Raw genomic sequence first — 14,732 nt, 5'->3', positions numbered from 1 at the left:
CATTAGCGTACATTCATTCTTTCTCGACATGATGATAAAATGCCTGATAGGGCTTGCGAGGCATATATGCTTGTTTTCTGGATGGAATTTGCTCTGGTTCTAGGGGCAATCCTGATCGGTATCCGGCGGGGAGGAGTTTCCCTGGGCTTGATCGGCGGCTTGGGGGTTGCCGTTCTGTGCTTCGGATTTGGCGCTGTTCCGGCCAGACCACCTGTGACCGTCATGCTGATCATTCTTGCCGTTGTTACAGCATCTGCAACCCTACAGGCTGCCGGTGGACTGGACTGGCTGGTCCAACAGGCAGAGCGGCTGCTCAGAGCTCACCCAAAGCATGTCACGCTTATTGCCCCTTTTTGCTCGTTTGCACTGACAGTCTGCGTTGGCAGTGGGCATGCCATCTATTCGCTGCTGCCCGTTATTGCTGACGTATCTCTGAGAACCGGGGTAAGGCCGGAACGGCCCATGGCTATATCCAGTGTTGCATCACAAATGGGCATTACCGCCAGTCCGGTTGCCGCAGCTGTAACCACTTTTCTTGCGATTACACATGACGCACCCGGGGCCATAGGACTTGTCGATCTGCTGATCGTGACCGTCCCTGCAGGGCTGTTTGGCCTTGGATTGGCCTGCCTGTGGAGCCTCAATCGTGGCTTGGATCTGGATAAGGATATGGATTATCAGGCACGGCTGACTGACCCTGAATTCAGGGAATGCCTCGGAACCAGTATAACAACCCTCGACAAAACGCTGCCAGCTTCCGCGAAAATATCTGTTATTCTCTTCTTCAGCGGAATTCTGACCATCGTCATGCTGGCCCTGAATCCGCAATGGCTTCCCATGGCCAACGGCAAAGCGGTACCCATGACAACCATCGTACAGATTGTCATGTTAGCCTACGGGGCCTTGATCATGCTTTACAGTAACGTCAAGGCTACCGATATCGCCCGAAGCAGCGTCTTTAACGCAGGAATGATTGCCATCGTGTCCATATTTGGCATTGCGTGGATGAGTGACACTTTTGTGAGTGACAACGAAGAGCTGCTCATCAACACAGTCCGCCAAATGGTGGAGTATGCCCCCCTAACTTTTGCTTTTGCCTTGTTCGCCGTTTCCATGTTTGTAAAAAGCCAAGCCGCAACTCTGGCGATCATGATCCCCTTTGGAATAACCCTAGGCGTGCCCATGCCTGTCCTGGTTGGAGTCATGCCCGCATGTTACGCTTATTTCTTTTTTGCGTTTTACCCCAGTGACTTGGCCGCCATCAACATGGATCGCACCGGCACCACCCGCATTGGAAAGTATCTTCTCAATCACAGTTTCATGATGCCGGGATTGATCGGTGTATGGGGGGCAACCGTTGCGGGGTGGATCTTGGCTTCTCTTACACTCTAAAGTCTCACCACCTCACGGATCTTGGGAACAGGATACCATGCCGGGATCTGGAGAAGCATCAGGATACAAAGTGACAACAGACTGGCCGCGTGCAACAAACACCTGACGGAATGCTTTTCCCCCGTCATCTGTCAAGCAGGCAATGTTGTCTTTTCTGTTCTGCGTACGGGGGAGAATCTGCTTCAGCGCCACGGTTCCTTCCCTCAGAATATCACGCGCCCGCTGCCCAAGCCCATAACCCTTGGGGCACGCACGACCCACAGAGCCGTCAGGGCGAATATAAGAAACGCCTACAGTATAAACAGGCGGCTTTATATCTTGCCTGGAACACTCCGTTACCCCGTCAGCAAGACCGGCCCATCCCGCTTTTTGAGCCTGAAGATAACGCCCTTCAAAATGCATACCACCCAACGTACGGGAACGCGGTTCACCACAAAAAACATGAGCGAACCCATTCTGACGAAACCATACGTCTGTTAGTTCATTGACAAATCCAGCTACGTCAGCATGGCGGGTCAGAATTGTACCATCCAGCGCGGTATACAAGGTATTGGCTTCCTCAGGAAAAACCGAAAGAAGGGTAACCGCAAAGTCCTCCGCTCTTGGTTGCGAACCCCAGTTGCCACACAAGGCCAGAACCCCACGGTCAAAGGCATCAAGCTCTGGTGCCAAGGGAACAGGATCATCCGTGGAAGCAGTCTGCTCATCAAAGAACGGCTGAAAGTCAGACCGCCCAAAAGCCGCTATGCGCACCTGGCCGCAATTGGCACGAACCCACCGGTCTTTGGGCGATGCACCATCAACCCGGACCCGGATCCATGCATCCTCACCACGCTCGTAAGAACGGACAGGATACTCACGGGAAGGAACCAAGCGCACATTATCAGGATTAGACAGGGTCTTCTTGCTGGAATAGGCCTCACATGGACCGGATGCTGTCAGAACACCTGAAGGAGCAGCCACAGACCGACAGGAAAAGACACACCATAAACAGAAAACCAGGAGCGACACTGGCGACACACAACGCATATGGATCCTCACAGGAATAAAACCCGACACAACGATCCATCTCAAATAGAAGATTATTTAAAATCTAGCAATCCAGGATCACGTGGAGGAACAAGAAAGCATCCGGCTGTGCACTGTGATAGTCCGGTCCATACGCGCGGCCAGTTCAATGTTATGCGTGGCAATCAAGGCTGAAAGCCTCTCTTCACGTACCAACGTTAACAGCTGGGAAAAAACCTTCTCTGCGGTTTCCGGATCAAGGTTCCCCGTTGGCTCGTCAGCCAGAAGCAATGCCGGAGCATTAGCCAACGCCCTGCAAATTGCAACACGCTGCTGCTCACCACCTGATAACTGCCCTGGTCGATGCTGGGCACGAGCTTGCAACCCCATGGACGTCAACAGATCCACGGCCCGAACACGAGCCTGTTGACGCGATACGCCGGCTATCATCTGGGGAATAATAATATTCTCGACAGCTGAAAATTCCGGAAGAAGATGATGATACTGATACACAAACCCCAAGTGCCGACGCCTTAACGCCGTTCGCCTGTCATCATCAAGCCCATCAGTATTCTGGCCGCCAATGGAAACAACGCCTTGATCGGGGCGCTCCAGAAGACCGGCGATCTGCAACAATGTCGACTTTCCTGCGCCTGATGGTCCGACCAAGGCAACGATCTCACCCGCCTCAACCTCAAGATTGATATCGGACAGCACGTCCAGACGCTCTCCGCCCTGCACAAAACAGCGCGATACTCCAGACAGCGCAAGCGCTGGCTTTTGCTTGTCCAGATTCTCACTCATAGCGCAGGGCCTCTACAGGATCTAGGCGGGCAGCCCGCCAACTGGGATAGAGCGTCGCACCAAGAGACAAGGCAATCGCCATGGCCGTAACACGGATAACTTCCGACCACTCCATCTTTGCCGGCATTTTTGAAAGGAAGTAAACTTCAGCAGAGAAAAGGTCTGTTCCCGTCAAAGATTGCAGTCCCTGACGAATGGATTCTATGTTTTCACAGAATAAAACACCAAGAACCAATCCAGATACCGTACCGCACACGCCAACACTGGCCCCCGCCAAAAAAAATATTCTCATGACTGAGCCACGCGTCGCGCCCATCGTTCGCAATATCGCAATATCGCGGCCTTTGTCTTTGACCAGCATGATCAGACCAGAAATAATGTTGAAGGCCGCAACAACGATAATAAGGGTCAGAATAAGAAACATTACGTTTCTCTCGACCTGCAAGGCGTTAAACAGGCTGGCATTGCTGCGGGTCCAGTCGGCAACATAGTAGCCACGCCCAAGGATCTGATAGGCCTCATCAATAATCGTATCCAGATTATCCGGATCAACCGTCATGATCTCGATCTGACTGACCTGCTCCGGCATCTGGAAATAAGCCTGCGCAGCAGCCATTGGCATATAAATGAAGGCGCTGTCATACTCGTGCATGCCAACATCAAAGATCGCTGCAATACGATAGGCACGCATACGCGGCACTGTCCCGAATGCAGTAACAGCACCCTTGGGAGAAACAAGGGTTAAACTATCACCAACTTCCACACCGAAATGGCGCGCCATACGTGACCCAATCACGATGACGCTGGACTCATCAAAATGATTCAGATTCCCGTCAATCAGGCTTCCGGACAAAACCGGCCGCTTGCCGAGATCAGCCTGCGTCATGCCGCGCACCATAGCCCCCCTGCTCGCCCCCTTGGCGCTGACCATAACCTGCCCCTCTACAACCGGGCTGGCTGAAGTCACGCCGGGAACAGCACGCAATCGCTCTACATACGGACCGTACGCATCCAGATTTCCGTGGGAGGACGTGATAATAACATGACCGTTCAGACCAAGAATGCGCCCCAACAACTCGTGCCGGAAACCATTCATGACGGCCATGACGATAATCAAGGTTGCAACGCCAAGGGCAATACCCAGCAAAGAAAAGCCGGCGATAACAGAGACAAACCCCTCCTTTCGCCGCGCTCTCAGGTAACGCAGGGCAACCATTCGCTCGAAGGCATCAAAGATCATACTGCAAACCTATCACCTGCATGGCGCCATAACAGACAGCGACTGCGTTTCAGACAGACGTCAAATGTGACAGCACAGACTCTACGGACACATCCCTCTTTTCGCCGGTACGGCGGCATTTCAGCTCGACATAACCAGCAGCAATACCTTTGGGACCAACGGTCACATGCCACGGCAAGCCAATCAGGTCAGCCGTAGCAAACTTGGCACCAGCACGTTCATCGGCCCGATCATCATACAACACATCGATCCCGGCATTCCGCAAGTCAGCGTATAGACCATCGGCCACAGCATCAACAGAAGGATCACCGGGCTTGATATTGATCAAGGCGACACGGAACGGCGCGACACTCTCTGGCCAGATAATGCCATTTTCATCATGGCTGGCTTCTATGATGGCACCGACAAGGCGGGAAACACCGATACCATAGGACCCCATGTGCAGAACAATATCTTGCCCATCCGGCCCGGCAACCCGGCACCCCATGGGGGCGGAATACTTGGTACCAAAGTAGAAGATATGCCCGACCTCTATGCCACGTGCCGAAACCAGGTTCTCACCCAAGCCGGTTTCCTGCGCCGGGTCATGCATTTCATCTGTTGCAGCATAGGGACCTGTCCAGCTGTCGACCAAAGGCTGGAGATCACCATCAAAGTCAACCGTATCCGGGATCGGCATATTCAATAGATCCCTGTGCACGAAAACACCGCTTTCGCCTGTATCGGCCAAAATCAGGAATTCATGACTGAGATTGCCACCAATTGGCCCCGTAGCAGCCCGCATGGGGATGGCACGAACACCCAGCCGGGCAAATGTCTTGAGATAGGCAACAAACATACGGTTATAGGCACGGCGGGCGGATGCTTCATCAAGATCGAAAGAATAGGCATCTTTCATCAGGAATTCACGGCCGCGCATGACGCCGAAACGCGGGCGAACCTCATCACGGAACTTCCACTGGATTTGATACAGGGTTTTCGGCAAATCCTTGTAGGAACGGACCAAGGAACGGAAAACATCCGTGATCACTTCCTCATGCGTTGGACCATACAGCATTTCTCGATCATGGCGATCAACAATGCGCAGCATTTCCCGCCCATAGTCGTCGTAGCGACCAGATTCCCGCCATACATCTGCCGTCTGTATGGTTGGCATCAGCATCTCGACTGCACCAGCACGATCCTGCTCCTCGCGGACAATCTGTTCTACTTTCCGCAAAACGCGATGCCCCAAAGGAAGCCAGTTATATATCCCGGCAGCGTGCTGACGAACCAACCCGGCACGCAACATCAAACGATGGGAAACAATCTGGGCTTCTGCGGGAGTTTCCTTGAGGACAGGAAGAAAATAGCGAGACAGACGCATAAGCGGAAAATTCCTGAGGACAAGACGGTAAACGAGGTCATTTGGCTGACTTTATGACAGGGGTATGTACTTTTTCCAATGGCGTTCTACACAAAAAGAAGACTTTTAGCGTCACAACTCAAAACCCGTACGCGGGACGGGACAGAAAGGAGGAAGAGCACGCACAGGTTCCTGAATATCAGGCAAAACACCCGGCAGATCACACCCAAAGAGCCCTGCGACCCTTTCTTTAACGCTTTGTTATAGAAAAAGAACACATGAGAAGAAGCGTTTGTCAGCAATAAACTTGCCATAACCCTTGGTGTTTTCTGTTGCCATTTTGCAGCAGGCCCGGCAGGATCCGCGCACCTCCACGCCCTTCTGAGACAAGGTCATGACCCGCATCTCTCCTGAATTTATTCGCCTTGCGTGCCTGTATGGGGCCATTTTTATCGTCAATGGCATTCAGCTGCCCTTTTGGCCCGTCTGGCTTGAGAGCCGGGGTATGGGACCATGGGAAATCGGTATCCTGTCCGGCGCCCTTTACTGGGCCAAGGCTGTCACCAACCCAACAATCGGTACGATCATAGATACACGCGGTAATCGTATTGGCATGATGCGGTTCCTTGCCGCTGCATCCTTGATTATCTCGCTTTTCTACCTGGGATTTGATGGCTTCTGGGGACTTTTGGTCATCGGCATATTGGGCGGATCCCTGTTTTCTGGGATTACGCCGGTTGCAGAAACGATCAGCATGGGGCACGCCACACGCGGTAAAATCGACTATGGCCGCGTTCGCCTCTGGGGATCAATCAGCTTTATGGTTGCGGCCTATCTGGTTGGAAAGATACTGGATTATACCCCCAATAATGAAATTATCCTCTGGCTATTTCTGGGGGGGCTTGGCATTACTCTTGCTGCAACGTGGTTCTCTCCCGACTCGCCCAGCACCGACAACAATACAGAGCGGGAGCCTTGGAGTGGCCTTCTGAAAGACCGCCGCTTCCTTGTCTTTCTTGTTTTCGCTGCGTGTGCACAGGGAAGCCATGCTGTTTACTATGCTTTCGGCACACTTCACTGGACAAGCCAAGGCGTGGAAAGCGGTGTGATCGGTGGGCTGTGGGCCGTCGGCGTACTGGCCGAGATTGTCCTGTTTGCTGCATCCGCACGCTTTGTACGCCGGATGGACCCTGCCATTCTGATGGTCTCTGCGGGCATTGCCGGGGTCATTCGCTGGCCACTGATGGCCGTTACGACGGCCCTACCTGTTCTTGTCCTGCTGCAAGTACTCCATGCCTTTACCTTTGGTGCCGCGCACTTGGCAGCAATGCACTATATTACCGCCAACACGCGATCAGGATTGATTGCTCGCGCACAGACCGTGTACTCGGCCGTTGCCGTTGGACTGGGATCCGGGATTCTTATGATTGTTGCCGGACGACTCTATGAACTCCTGGAAGGATGGGCTTACTTGGCAATGGCTGGCCTGTCGGCTTTCGCACTTGTTTCGGCAGCGTTTCTTGCCTTCACACGACACCAGCCAGAAACCGTGGAACAAAAGAAACAAGAATTTAGGGAAGAGGCCGCCTGAGCAAGTTGCCCAACGAAAAAGCCCCCGATACGGGGGCTTTTTTATTTTTATACCAAGTACAATCAGGCGGCACTCTCATCCCTAGACGATGATGACTTCCCACCCGAGCTAACATAGGCAACAGAGGCATGCTCAGCACAGTATGGCTTGTTCGGAAGGGATGGTGCGCCACAGAAATGGAAACCAGGCTCGCGAGGATCACCAATAGGCCACCGGCATGTATGAACAGATAGATCAACAACCGAGCGAATCTTGGGATCCGTCTCTTTTTTTCTGGAAGCAGGAGCATCTTGGCGCGGCTTCTGCTCCCTTTTTATGGGGGAAGGTCGCCCTTGCAAACCCAACCGGTGCGCTTTACCGACGACAGCGTTCTTGGACACGCCCAACCGCTTGCCAATCTCCCCCGTTGTCAGACCCTCAGCCCAAAGAGCCTTCAGCTCCTCGATCCGTTCATCAGTCCAGACCATATACCCCTTGCTCCCACATAACCGATGACAAGCAGCCGTCAATTCCCTGAACAACAGCCGAGGCTTTTATTGTAGCAGCAAATGAAGGCCAGAATAATCCCGAAAAAAAAGGCCGCACACGAAGCACGGCCCAAGTTTAGGGAGGAAACGTCCAAGAAAGACAACACAGCCTCACAAAAAGGAGGGACACGCCATGTTGCATCGCGGATACATCTCACGCCAAGCGTTTCATGTAAAGTCGAAAAAATCCGAACACAGAAAGAAAGACATAAAGAAACACGAACTTAGACAATCCTGCAATTATCAGTACCATCATAAGGTTTTTAATTCCCGATAAGCACTACATGAGAGCGAATCCAAATCGCAAAAACGCGCCATGCAAAGGGGAATAATACTCAATGCAGAGCAACCGAAAGAACAAGGACCAAACCCGCAGAAACCAATATGTCTGAAATATTCCAATTTCCGGCCCCTTTCCTGCTCGCAGCTGACGAAGAAAACCTTACATGGCAAAATTTGCTTGGCTCTAACATAAATGGAATTCCGTGACGTGCTTGAGTGGACTGAAAAAATGAGCGTAGGCTCCGAGGCTCTGGATGAAGACCACAAGCGCCTCATAAGCATGCTGAAAGAACTGAATACAGCTCTGAAAGCAGGGAGCCCGGCAGAAACAATACGGGACATTATGGTCGAGCTGGCCGCCTACACAGATTACCATTTTGCTGCTGAAGAAAGAGTGCTGCGCATGGCCCGCTATGAAGGGCTGGATGAACACATAGAAGCTCACAACAAGTGGCGCGAGCGTCTGTCTGAACTACAAACAACCCTAGAAGGCAAGGCAGATCGCCGTTCAGCTCTCAAACTATCTGACTTTTTATCTGATTGGCTGATACGCCACATTCTGGGTGATGACCAGAAATTCAAGCCCGCAATTGAGGCCTTGGTCAATCGACGGAAGGCAGGCCCCGGAAATGATGGAGGTCAATCCACTCCGGAATCATGATTATAAGAGTACTTCATCAATCAAAGGATGCCATCCGTTACGGTCTTCCACCTCAATAACCCACAGGTCATCGTCATAACCCCGCTGACGCGCTATATAGGCATCGGCCTCCTGCTCTGTAACGGCTTGCCCACCCGTACCGCGCATCCAGGCAGGACGACCGTCAGGAAGACGGACCTGTGACAGAACCCAGCACCCGCTTCCCAACGTGTTCACTTTTACCAGAACAGCACCGGCATCCGGATCACCGGATACGACAACCGCAGCAAAAACGCCCCGGGATTGACATTGACGTAGCAAGGCTTGGACCCGTATACGGGTCCGCAGGCGAACATCTCTGTCCATCAAGCCGTACGTAAAATCAGATGATATCCAAAAGCTGTCTCGACTACGTCGGACATGTCACCAACGGACAACGCAAAGACAGCCTTGTCAAATTCCGGAACCATCATACCGGGAGAGAAGGCCCCAAGATCACCACCCTCTTCTGACGAAGGGCACTCTGAAACAATTCTGGCAGCCTCAGCGAACTGCACATCTCCGCTACGGATCTTGTCACGCAAACGGGTTACTGCTTCCAGAGCAGCCGCTTTTGATCTTTTTGAGGCCGTATCCGGGGCATCTGCGTGCATTAACAGAATGTGGGAAGCGCGAACAGATGTGCTCATATGACTCAAGACCTCTCCATTGCAAGAGGGGGGCAAGAGACAACACATCCAAGCCCATGTCAAGATCAGGAGGCAATGGCAATACAATCTTGAACACAGGCCCGGCAAGATATCTTGACAATAACAAAAAGCCCCGCCGGACAAACCGGCAGGGCCATGAACCATAGACTTTACCATCTCGCACAAGACGGCAAGCCAGAGCCACAACACAGGATTAATGTAAGTGCGCAGCCATTCGGGCGATCTCATCTTTCAGGCGCAACTTCCTGCGCTTGATATCGCTGACAAATTCGGGATCCGGGACCGGCCTTCGGCTCTCCACCTGCAGGACAGCTTCAAGTTCAGCATGCTTCATCCGGAGGGACTCAACCCGGGCATCGACACTCATCGTAGCTTCTCCCTTTTCCTGCTGGTAAGAAACACGCTAGATTTTACGCCTGCCCGGCCACAAAGGCCATAGAAATTCACAACACCTTGTTACACCAAAAGTTTTCATCACTTTCTCTTGAACAGCCCATTCAATAGACTCCCGGAGATCAAAATGACGGACAAACCTCGCATGGTGGTTGGCATCAGTGGTGCTACCGGGGTCATATATGGCATCAAGCTGCTGCATGTGTTGAAAACTGCCGGCATAGAGACCCACCTGATCATGAGTCGAACGGCCGAAATTACACTGGCATACGAATCGAGCTTAAAGGTCACGGATATTCAGGATGTGGCAACCGTACACTACCGGATTGATGACCTGGCAGCTGCTGTCTCATCAGGTTCCTTCCGAACCATGGGGATGATCGTGGCACCCTGCTCCGCCCGTTGTCTGGCAGAAATCGCCACATGCGCCGGAAACAACCTGCTGACAAGAGCAGCGGATGTCACCCTCAAGGAACGGCGGCGCCTGGTTCTGATGCTCCGGGAAACCCCCCTGCACCTTGGGCATATCCGTAACATGGCCGCTGTAACCGAGATGGGGGGCATTATTGCGCCCCCATCTCCAGCTTTCTACACAAGGCCGCAAAGTCTGGAAGATATGGTGGAACAGGGTGTAGGTCGTGTCCTGGATCTTTTTGACCTCGACATAGCAACGATCCCACGCTGGGGGAAAGATGTAGGACCGGAACCACGCCCTACGATGCCGCAGACGACACCTTGAGAAGAGGCGCGGCTCCTCCCGTGTATATTCCCAATGCCTTTGCGGTACACACAAGAACATCATCGGCAGCAAGCAGCCGCGCTCCAGTTGTTACATCTTCCAATGGAACGGATGTAACAGTCCCATTCTTCCAAGCCACCATACGACCCCAAGCCCCCTCTGCGACAAGATCGACCGCCGCGGTGCCGAAAGCAGAAGCAATAAGGCGATCACGGGCGGAAGGGATACCGCCACGCTGCAAATGGCCCAAGACGATGGGGCGAGTTTCAATGCCGACCATACCGGCAATCCGGTCGGCAAGATAAGGCCCTATACCGCCATAGCGCTTTTCACCGCCAGAGTAGGTTATAATGGCACTCTGACCATCTTCACGTCGTACGCCCTCGGCAACAACGATGACGACGTGGCTTCTCCCGGTGTCCAGAACAGCACGGATCTTGTGCGACACCTCTTCCAGGGTATAAGGCAACTCAGGGACAAGGATAATGTCAGCACCACCGGCAATCCCTGCCGTCATGGCTATATAGCCGGCGTCACGCCCCATAACCTCCAGAATCATGGCCCGGTGATGGGATGCTGCTGTGGAGTGCAGCCGGTCCAATGCTTCTGTAGCTACATCTACAGCTGTGGCAAAGCCAACGGCATAGTCGGTACCATGCACATCGTTATCGATTGTTTTCGGTATTCCGACCATCCCCAGTCCGGCACGACGACAGAGCTCGGACGTAATGCGCATGGATCCATCACCACCCACCACAACAACGGCATCCAGGCCGAGCATTTTGGCACCCTCGGCAAACTCTGGCGAGAAATCGCGGTACGAGCCATCCGGCATGGGGAACTGCAGGGGATCTCCTTTACTGGTAGTGCCCAGGAAGGTACCACCAGACCTCAGGCAGGATGCATCCATGGCGCTGCCGCCAAGCTCGACATACCTCAAAGGACGCGTGATCAGACCCGAAGTTCCATCGAGAATGCCGTATACCTTCCAGCCGTACAGTTCATGCGCTGCGCAGGCAACGGCACGCACCACAGCGTTGAGGCCGGCACAATCACCGCCGCTTGTCATAATGCCGATTGCACGATTGACAGACATAATACACCTACCCCTTAACTCTATTGGTATACTGCACAAAAGCAGCCATACCCCTTTCACAAATTTTCTGCTAGTATCAAATCAATCCAGCATTTTATGGTGTCCTGCCGACGATGATTGATGATGAAGAGAGGGAACAGGTTCTGTCCCGCCTCGCCGAGCTCCGGGTTGAGCATCGCGACCTTGACGAAATTATAAGTCGGCTTGGCGATGATGGCCAGAGCAATCAGCTTCAGATTGTTCGCCTGAAGAAACGGAAGCTTCTTCTCAAGGATGAGATATCCCGGGTGGAAAGTACCTTGGTACCCGACATCATCGCCTGAGCAGACTTTATTTATGCCTTCTTGGTGCCACGCAGCGCCATACGCACCCTCAGTCCTGAGTCTGTCTCCCGCAGGATTGCCTCCGGCTCATCCCCCGGAAAGACGGGGTGCATACCCGAGCAAACCCGCAAGGGAAAATGACTGCCTCCGCGCGGAACATCCATCCCGTCAAGTCTTGCTTCAATGGCGGCAATGGCCCGTGATGCTTCCGGCTCACGAGCCGGAAAGGAAAGCAGCCCAAGCCCAGCCCCACCGACTGTCGTCACCACATCTGTTTCCTGAACAAGATCGGATACAGACTGAGCCATGGCCTCCATCGCCAAGTGCAAACCATCCAGCCCATAGTTCTCATGAATCCAGTCATGGTTCTCAAGCCAGAAAAGCGCAAAAACCCCACCTACATGACTCTCTGGTGGCAATGACAAGATATGCTCCATAGCCCTGTGCAAGGCACGCATGTTATCAATGCCCGTCCATGGATCCTGGAAGATCCTTGCCTCCAACCACTCCTGACGCCTGCGCCCTTTCTCGAGGTCTCCACGCAGAACTGCGATTTCGGCGACAGCACGCTCCAGAGCATCACGGGCAGAAGAATGGACATGGGCAAGATCAATGCCCAGAACGTCCACGGGGTCTATAACCGGCGGATGAGGCACCCCCCCCTCTTCATAGGCCAGAAGGGGATTTTTCCCGTGCCGGAAATGACGACCACCGCCTGCCCCTTTCCTCCAATGCGAAGGATCGACGGATCCCGTCCCTTTAACTCCAGCCATACACGCCCCCGCACCATACCGAAGATGTCCCCATTCTATCAGTAAAAAGCCGCTGGTTCAGCACCGACGCGCTTTCCCGACAATACCGACAGAATTTATCCTGCCGCATTCACTTGCAAGCTCCTGTTACCTCCCTATAATGCCGCCTCTTCCCGGCTGAAAGCCCCGCACAGATGCAAAGAGGCCATGATGAACGGCACACAGGGTACTCCTCTCTCGAATCCAGTTGCAGGGATTATCATGGGAAGCCAGTCCGACTGGGAAACCATGCGCCATGCAGCTGACCTGTTGCAGGATCTTGGTATTGCCGTAGAGACGCGGATTGTATCAGCACACCGAACACCGGATCGGCTCTATCATTACGCAACGTCGGCCCGGAACCGTGGCCTGCGTGTAATTATTGCAGGAGCAGGTGGAGCCGCCCATCTTCCTGGTATGTGCGCTGCATTGACCCCGCTTCCTGTTTTCGGGGTCCCCATTGAAAGCAAAAACCTCAAGGGAATGGACAGCCTGCTTTCGATTGTACAAATGCCGGCTGGTATTCCGGTCGGGACATTGGCTATAGGGAAGGCAGGCGCCATCAACGCCGCCCTTCTGGCCGCATCTGTCCTTGCCCTCAATGATCCGACCATAGCGAGCGCCCTGGACACATTCCGGGAGCGTCAAAGCTCTGCTGTACAAGAGTATCCGGTCAACCAGGAAAGCTGACATGCCCCTCACACCATCGACCACGGCAAGAGAAAGAGATAACATCCCCCCCGTTCCTCCGGGCTCTGTCATTGGTATTCTTGGAGGTGGCCAATTGGGGCGTATGCTGTCTCTGGCGGCAGCCCGCATGGGGTATGCGTGCCATATATATACACCAGATCATGACAGCCCGGCTTCGACGGTCAGCGCCATGACCACAGTTGCTCCGTGGGACAGCCGGGATCACCTGGCCGCATTTGCGGACCGGGTTGATGTCATTACCCTGGAATTTGAGAACATACCCCTTGATTGCCTTGACTTTCTGTCCCAACGCACACGGGTCCATCCTGCCCGGCCTGTCCTTGAAACTGCACAGGACAGAATAAAGGAGAAGACATTTTTCTCCGCTTTTGCCCAAACTGCACCGTGGGCACCTGTCTTTTCTGAAAATGATCTGATCCATGCCGTTGAGGTCACGGGAACCCCGGCTATCCTTAAAACCAACCGCCTTGGTTACGACGGCAAAGGGCAGGTCCGGGTTGAAACGCAGGCTGAACTTGCCAAAGCTTGGGATACCTTGAAAACAGACTGCGCCATTCTTGAAGGCTTTGTTGCATTCAGGGGAGAGGCATCCATCCTGATTGCACGGGGAAGGAATGGGGAAACTGCTTCTTGGGATCTTGCTTGGAACAAGCACCGCAACCACATTCTTGATACGTCTTCGGTCCCCGCGCCCGTGTCCAAGATCGTTGCCGCCGAAGCCCTGCGCATTGCATGTGAGGCCGCAAAAAGACTGGATCTGACAGGCTTGCTGGCTCTTGAGTTTTTTGTAACCCATGACGACAGAATTCTGGTCAATGAAATGGCGCCCCGCCCCCATAACTCCGGACACTGGACTATGGACGGCAGCTACACAGACCAGTTTGAGCAAGCCTTACGCGCCGTATGTGGTCTCCCCTTGGGAGATACACGCAGGCGCTGCGCCGTTACGATGAAGAATCTGCTTGGCCACGATGTGGCCAACTGGCCTATGATTCTTGAAAACCCCCTCGCCCGCCTCCACCTTTATGGAAAGGCGTCGCCACGTCCCGGTCGCAAGATGGGACACATCAATTTTCTGGAAGGATGAGAACGTGCCCGCAACAACCAGGTCTGGACGCATCGCCCTGCAAGGGGGAAGCC

Annotated in this window: 17 protein-coding genes; 7 read left to right on the top strand and 10 right to left on the bottom strand. The window is 53.5% G+C overall.

All coding sequences use genetic code 11. The features are described from left to right. Positions 1–39 precede the first annotated feature (39 nt). Positions 40–1,392 carry an anaerobic C4-dicarboxylate transporter gene (locus tag HEQ60_RS00865; RefSeq protein WP_209315344.1) on the top strand — a complete coding sequence of 451 codons (1,353 nt, stop codon included), beginning with the start codon at positions 40–42 and terminating at the stop codon, positions 1,390–1,392. Between the two features lie 12 nt (positions 1,393–1,404). Here the strand turns inward: HEQ60_RS00865 and HEQ60_RS10765 are convergent, their stop codons facing one another. The 4 genes from HEQ60_RS10765 to proS all read right to left on the bottom strand — a co-directional run bounded on the left by HEQ60_RS10765 (position 1,405) and on the right by proS (position 5,810). Continuing rightward, positions 1,405–2,355: an EndoU domain-containing protein gene (locus tag HEQ60_RS10765; protein ID WP_168068562.1), complete on the bottom strand. Its 951-nt coding sequence runs from the start codon at positions 2,353–2,355 to the stop codon at positions 1,405–1,407. Positions 2,356–2,499: 144 nt separating this feature from the next. Next, positions 2,500–3,204, bottom strand: coding sequence for an ABC transporter ATP-binding protein (locus HEQ60_RS00855; RefSeq protein WP_168068561.1), 705 nt, complete (start codon positions 3,202–3,204; stop codon positions 2,500–2,502). Then, positions 3,197–4,444: a lipoprotein-releasing ABC transporter permease subunit gene (locus HEQ60_RS00850; RefSeq protein WP_168068560.1), complete on the bottom strand. Its 1,248-nt coding sequence runs from the start codon at positions 4,442–4,444 to the stop codon at positions 3,197–3,199. Before HEQ60_RS00850 ends, HEQ60_RS00855 begins: the two co-directional genes overlap by 8 nt. Before the next feature lie 49 nt (positions 4,445–4,493). Then, on the bottom strand, positions 4,494–5,810 hold the full coding sequence (gene proS / locus HEQ60_RS00845) for a proline--tRNA ligase (RefSeq protein WP_168068559.1): 1,317 nt from the start codon (positions 5,808–5,810) through the stop codon (positions 4,494–4,496). Between the two features lie 373 nt (positions 5,811–6,183). Here proS and HEQ60_RS00840 point away from each other — a divergent pair, with 373 nt between their 5' ends. Next, the gene (locus HEQ60_RS00840) at positions 6,184–7,380 is read left to right on the top strand and encodes a 3-phenylpropionate MFS transporter (protein ID WP_168068558.1); all 1,197 of its coding nucleotides are present in this window, start codon (positions 6,184–6,186) and stop codon (positions 7,378–7,380) included. A 62-nt stretch (positions 7,381–7,442) separates the two neighbouring features. Here HEQ60_RS00840 and HEQ60_RS00835 read toward each other — a convergent pair whose 3' ends face one another. Further along, positions 7,443–7,847 carry a GcrA family cell cycle regulator gene (locus HEQ60_RS00835; RefSeq protein ID WP_168022424.1) on the bottom strand — a complete coding sequence of 135 codons (405 nt, stop codon included), beginning with the start codon at positions 7,845–7,847 and terminating at the stop codon, positions 7,443–7,445. Between the two features lie 550 nt (positions 7,848–8,397). Here HEQ60_RS00835 and HEQ60_RS00830 point away from each other — a divergent pair. Continuing rightward, on the top strand, positions 8,398–8,850 hold the full coding sequence (locus tag HEQ60_RS00830) for a bacteriohemerythrin (protein ID WP_168068557.1): 453 nt from the start codon (positions 8,398–8,400) through the stop codon (positions 8,848–8,850). On the opposite strand, the gene HEQ60_RS00825 is transcribed toward HEQ60_RS00830, so the two are convergent. From HEQ60_RS00825 to HEQ60_RS00815, 3 genes are all read right to left on the bottom strand, one after another. Continuing rightward, entirely contained in the window at positions 8,851–9,195 is a 345-nt protein-coding gene (locus HEQ60_RS00825; RefSeq protein WP_168068556.1) for a DUF1491 family protein, read from the bottom strand. After that, positions 9,195–9,518 carry a peptidylprolyl isomerase gene (locus tag HEQ60_RS00820; RefSeq protein ID WP_168068555.1) on the bottom strand — a complete coding sequence of 108 codons (324 nt, stop codon included), beginning with the start codon at positions 9,516–9,518 and terminating at the stop codon, positions 9,195–9,197. Before HEQ60_RS00820 ends, HEQ60_RS00825 begins: the two co-directional genes overlap by 1 nt. A 214-nt stretch (positions 9,519–9,732) precedes the next feature. Beyond that, entirely contained in the window at positions 9,733–9,906 is a 174-nt protein-coding gene (locus tag HEQ60_RS00815) for a YdcH family protein (RefSeq protein WP_082811929.1), read from the bottom strand. A 153-nt stretch (positions 9,907–10,059) separates the two neighbouring features. Here HEQ60_RS00815 and HEQ60_RS00810 point away from each other — a divergent pair, with 153 nt between their 5' ends. Further along, on the top strand, positions 10,060–10,671 hold the full coding sequence (locus HEQ60_RS00810) for a UbiX family flavin prenyltransferase (RefSeq protein WP_168068553.1): 612 nt from the start codon (positions 10,060–10,062) through the stop codon (positions 10,669–10,671). On the opposite strand, the gene HEQ60_RS00805 is transcribed toward HEQ60_RS00810, so the two are convergent. Beyond that, positions 10,646–11,767 (bottom strand): ATP-dependent 6-phosphofructokinase, encoded by a 1,122-nt coding sequence (locus HEQ60_RS00805; protein WP_168068550.1) that lies wholly within the window; start codon positions 11,765–11,767, stop codon positions 10,646–10,648. The genes HEQ60_RS00810 and HEQ60_RS00805 overlap by 26 nt on opposite strands. Positions 11,768–11,880: 113 nt before the next feature. Here HEQ60_RS00805 and HEQ60_RS00800 point away from each other — a divergent pair, with 113 nt between their 5' ends. Further along, complete coding sequence (locus tag HEQ60_RS00800; RefSeq protein ID WP_082811928.1) at positions 11,881–12,090, top strand: YdcH family protein; 210 nt, start codon at positions 11,881–11,883, stop codon at positions 12,088–12,090. An 11-nt stretch (positions 12,091–12,101) separates the two neighbouring features. Here HEQ60_RS00800 and HEQ60_RS00795 read toward each other — a convergent pair whose 3' ends face one another. Beyond that, complete coding sequence (locus HEQ60_RS00795; protein ID WP_168068548.1) at positions 12,102–12,863, bottom strand: diguanylate cyclase domain-containing protein; 762 nt, start codon at positions 12,861–12,863, stop codon at positions 12,102–12,104. Between the two features lie 186 nt (positions 12,864–13,049). On the opposite strand from HEQ60_RS00795, the gene purE reads away from it, so the two are divergent. Beyond that, on the top strand, positions 13,050–13,571 hold the full coding sequence (gene purE / locus HEQ60_RS00790) for a 5-(carboxyamino)imidazole ribonucleotide mutase (RefSeq protein WP_168068545.1): 522 nt from the start codon (positions 13,050–13,052) through the stop codon (positions 13,569–13,571). Between the two features lies 1 nt (position 13,572). Then, positions 13,573–14,679 carry a 5-(carboxyamino)imidazole ribonucleotide synthase gene (locus HEQ60_RS00785; RefSeq protein WP_168068543.1) on the top strand — a complete coding sequence of 369 codons (1,107 nt, stop codon included), beginning with the start codon at positions 13,573–13,575 and terminating at the stop codon, positions 14,677–14,679. Positions 14,680–14,732: the final 53 nt, after the last annotated feature.

This window comes from Haematospirillum sp. H1815, from assembly GCF_012102705.1.
Taxonomy (GTDB): Bacteria; Pseudomonadota; Alphaproteobacteria; order Rhodospirillales; family Rhodospirillaceae; genus Haematospirillum.
The sequence above is the reverse complement of the archived record's forward strand: the minus strand, read 5'-3'. Positions and strand labels throughout refer to the sequence as shown.

Bases quoted from the DNA above. Each gene is read 5' to 3' on its own strand.
- HEQ60_RS00865 (WP_209315344.1), top strand. From the start codon at position 40: ATGCCTGATAGGGCTTGCGAGGCATATATGCTTGTTTTCTGGATGGAA.
- HEQ60_RS00855 (WP_168068561.1), bottom strand. From the start codon at position 3,204: ATGAGTGAGAATCTGGACAAGCAAAAGCCAGCGCTTGCGCTGTCTGGA.
- HEQ60_RS00850 (WP_168068560.1), bottom strand. From the start codon at position 4,444: ATGATCTTTGATGCCTTCGAGCGAATGGTTGCCCTGCGTTACCTGAGA.
- proS (WP_168068559.1), bottom strand. From the start codon at position 5,810: ATGCGTCTGTCTCGCTATTTTCTTCCTGTCCTCAAGGAAACTCCCGCA.
- HEQ60_RS00840 (WP_168068558.1), top strand. From the start codon at position 6,184: ATGACCCGCATCTCTCCTGAATTTATTCGCCTTGCGTGCCTGTATGGG.
- HEQ60_RS00835 (WP_168022424.1), bottom strand. From the start codon at position 7,847: ATGGTCTGGACTGATGAACGGATCGAGGAGCTGAAGGCTCTTTGGGCT.
- HEQ60_RS00825 (WP_168068556.1), bottom strand. From the start codon at position 9,195: ATGGACAGAGATGTTCGCCTGCGGACCCGTATACGGGTCCAAGCCTTG.
- HEQ60_RS00820 (WP_168068555.1), bottom strand. From the start codon at position 9,518: ATGAGCACATCTGTTCGCGCTTCCCACATTCTGTTAATGCACGCAGAT.
- HEQ60_RS00815 (WP_082811929.1), bottom strand. From the start codon at position 9,906: ATGAGTGTCGATGCCCGGGTTGAGTCCCTCCGGATGAAGCATGCTGAA.
- HEQ60_RS00810 (WP_168068553.1), top strand. From the start codon at position 10,060: ATGACGGACAAACCTCGCATGGTGGTTGGCATCAGTGGTGCTACCGGG.
- HEQ60_RS00805 (WP_168068550.1), bottom strand. From the start codon at position 11,767: ATGTCTGTCAATCGTGCAATCGGCATTATGACAAGCGGCGGTGATTGT.
- HEQ60_RS00800 (WP_082811928.1), top strand. From the start codon at position 11,881: ATGATTGATGATGAAGAGAGGGAACAGGTTCTGTCCCGCCTCGCCGAG.
- HEQ60_RS00795 (WP_168068548.1), bottom strand. From the start codon at position 12,863: ATGGCTGGAGTTAAAGGGACGGGATCCGTCGATCCTTCGCATTGGAGG.
- purE (WP_168068545.1), top strand. From the start codon at position 13,050: ATGATGAACGGCACACAGGGTACTCCTCTCTCGAATCCAGTTGCAGGG.
- HEQ60_RS00785 (WP_168068543.1), top strand. From the start codon at position 13,573: ATGCCCCTCACACCATCGACCACGGCAAGAGAAAGAGATAACATCCCC.